General features: G+C 62.2%; 3 protein-coding genes. 1 reads left to right on the top strand and 2 read right to left on the bottom strand.

What is annotated here, in order from left to right:
* Nucleotides 1-1,118, top strand: a 1,118-nt coding sequence (locus EN984_RS28675; RefSeq protein WP_127384132.1) for a cytosine permease, incomplete at its 5' end; no start/stop codon positions are given.
* Nucleotides 1,119-1,153: 35 nt separating this feature from the next.
* Here EN984_RS28675 and EN984_RS28670 read toward each other — a convergent pair.
* Together EN984_RS28670 and EN984_RS28665 are read right to left on the bottom strand one after the other, a co-directional pair.
* Nucleotides 1,154-1,690: a DUF1697 domain-containing protein gene (locus tag EN984_RS28670; RefSeq protein ID WP_127268715.1), complete on the bottom strand. Its 537-nt coding sequence runs from the start codon at nt 1,688-1,690 to the stop codon at nt 1,154-1,156.
* 18 nt (nt 1,691-1,708) lie between these two features.
* On the bottom strand, nt 1,709-2,999 hold a 1,291-nt coding region (locus tag EN984_RS28665; protein ID WP_127384131.1), incomplete at its 5' end, for a CTP synthase.

Genomic DNA, 2,999 nt, shown 5'->3' with positions numbered 1-2,999 from the left:
GGTACGGCGCGCAGACGGCCGCCGCCTCGGGCGCGATCGTGGCGCTGCTGATCCGAACGCAATGGTTCGCCGATTTCAACGCCAGCACGCATTTCCTCGGCCATACCGGCCTGGAGGTGATCTGCTTCGTGGTCATCTGGGGGCTGCAACTGCTGATCATCCAGAACGGCATGGAAACGGTGCGCCGCTTCCAGGACTGGGCCGGCCCCGCGGTTTGGGTGATGATGCTGATCCTGGCGATCTATCTCTGCGTGAAATCCGGGAGATTTGCCTTCACCAGCGATATCCCGATGGACGTGTTGCTGGACAAGACGAAGGACGCGGGCGTGCCCGGCACGCCGGGATCGTGGACCTCGCTGTTTGCGGTGGCCGCGATCTGGGTCACCTATTTCTCGGCGCTCTATCTCAACTTCTGCGATTTCGCCCGTTACGCGCCGGACAAGGCATCGCTGCGCAAGGGCAACATCTGGGGCCTGCCGATCAACCTGATCCTGTTCTCGCTGGTCGCCGGCGTCACCACCATTGCCGCCTTTGACGTTTATGGCGAGGTGCTGCTGCATCCCGACCAGATCTCGGCGAAATTCGACAGCTGGTTCCTGGCAGCGCTCGCAGCCCTGACCTTTGCCGTGGCAACCCTCGGCATCAACGTGGTGGCAAACTTCGTCTCGCCGGCCTTCGACTTCTCCAACGTCTTTCCCAGGCAGATCGACTTCAAGAAGGGCGGCTATATCGCGGCCGTGATTGCCCTGCTGCTTTACCCCTTCGCGCCGTGGGAAGGCAGTGCCGCTTCCTTCGTCAACATCATCGGCGCGACAATGGGGCCGATCTTCGGGGTGATGATGGTCGACTACTACCTGATCCGGAAGGGCGAGGTCGACGTCGAGGCGCTCTACCGCGAGGACGGCGAGTTCCGTTTCCAGGGCGGCTGGCACGTCAATGCCTTCATCGCAGCAGGCATCGGCGCCATCTTCTCGTCGATCCTGCCCAACTTCACCAACTGGCTGCCGTCCTGGTGGGGTGTCTATGGCTGGTTCTTCGGCGTGGCGATCGCCGGCATTATCTACTACGTGCTGCGCACCGCCGCTCTGGGCGCAGGCGCCAAGACCGCGAAAGCCTGACGAGCATCATCAGGGGCGGCGCAAAGCCGCCCCAACTACCCGATCATCTCGGCCAATTTGCGCACCGTGTTCCAGTTGCGCGACGTGCCGATGCCCATGCGCTTGTGGTTCATTGCCGCGAGCAGCCGCGAACTTGGCCTCTCTCGCGAAAAGACGACCCAGATGTCGCCGCCGAGCGAAGTCACTTTCTCGTCCTCGGCGGCATAGGCCTGCAGTGCCGTCACGGCCTGCTCGGGTGCAGGCTTACGCATCACGCGCACCGCCACCTGATCCGCGGTCGCATTCGATTCCATCGGAAACGGATTGCCGGCGGCAAGCTTCAGCCAGTCCTCGGCACCGCGCACAATGATATCGACATGGCGGCCGAAGGTTTTTTCGAAGGCTGCCTCCAACCACTGTTCGAGGTCGGCGATATCAGTTGCCGGTGCCTCGAAGACCAGATTGCCCGTCGCCACCAGCGTGCGCGGGTTGTTCAGCCCGAGCTCTTCGGCCATGGCCTTGAGGTCGGCCATGACGACCCGTCGCCCCTCAGCCAGGATGATGCTGTAAAGCAGTGCGACATAGGTCTGCATTGCCGCCCGACCTGATCGCTACACCAGCCGGCTCTGCTCCACGGCCGCCTCGATGAAACTGGCGAACAGCGGATGCGGCTCGAGCGGCCGGCTTTTCAGTTCCGGGTGATACTGCACGCCGATGAACCACGGATGGTCCGGGTATTCGACCGTTTCCGGCAACACGCCGTCGGGCGACATACCGGCAAACACCAGGCCGCAATCCTCGAGCCGCTCCTTGTAGTCGACATTGACCTCGTAGCGGTGGCGATGGCGCTCGAAAATCTGTGTGTCGCCATAGATCTCGGCGATCTTGGAGCCCTTGGCGAGCTCGGCCTGATAGGCGCCGAGCCGCATCGTGCCGCCGAGATCGCCGGTTTCGCGGCGCTTCTCCAGCATGTTGCCTTTCAGCCATTCGGTCATCAGGCCGACCACCGGTTCCTCGGTCGGACCAAACTCGGTCGAAGACGCATGTTCGACGCCGGCCAGCGACCGCGCTGCCTCGATGCAGGCCATCTGCATGCCGAAGCAGATGCCGAAATACGGCACCTTGCGCTCACGCGCGAACTTCGCCGCCAGGATCTTGCCTTCCGCACCGCGCTCGCCAAAGCCGCCTGGGACCAGGATGCCATGCACCTTTTCCAGCCAGGGCGTCGGATCCTCTTTTTCGAAGATCTCCGATTCGATCCAGTCGAGCTTGACCTTGACGTGGTTGGCAAGGCCGCCATGCGAGAGCGCCTCGATCAGAGATTTGTAGGCGTCCTTGAGGCCGGTATATTTGCCGACAACGGCGATGGTGACCTCGCCTTCAGGATTGTGGATGCGGTTGGACACCGCCTGCCACGGCTCCATGCGCGGCTTCGGCGCCGGATCGATGCCGAAGGCGGCCAGCACTTCCGAATCGAGCCCTTCCCTATGGTATGCCATCGGCACATCGTAGATATGCGGCACGTCGAGCGCCTGAATCACGGCACTTTCGCGCACATTGCAAAACAGCGACAGTTTCCTGCGCTCTTCCTTGGGAATGGCGCGGTCGGCACGGACCAGCAGGATATCGGGCGCGATGCCGATGCCGCGCAGCTCCTTGACCGAATGCTGAGTCGGCTTGGTCTTCAGCTCGCCTGCCGTCGGGATGTAGGGCATCAGCGTCAGATGGACGTAGACGGCGTTGTTGCGCGGCAGGTCGTTGCCGAGCTGACGAATAGCTTCCAGGAATGGCATCGCCTCGATGTCGCCGACCGTGCCGCCGATCTCGCACAACACGAAATCATAATCGTCATTGCCGTTGAGAACGAAATTTTTGATCTCATCGGTGACGTGCGGGATGACC

Origin of the sequence: Mesorhizobium sp. M7A.F.Ca.CA.004.12.1.1 (assembly GCF_003997835.1) — a bacterium.
Taxonomy (GTDB): domain Bacteria; phylum Pseudomonadota; class Alphaproteobacteria; order Rhizobiales; family Rhizobiaceae; genus Mesorhizobium.
The sequence above is the reverse complement of the archived record's forward strand: the minus strand, read 5'-3'. Positions and strand labels throughout refer to the sequence as shown.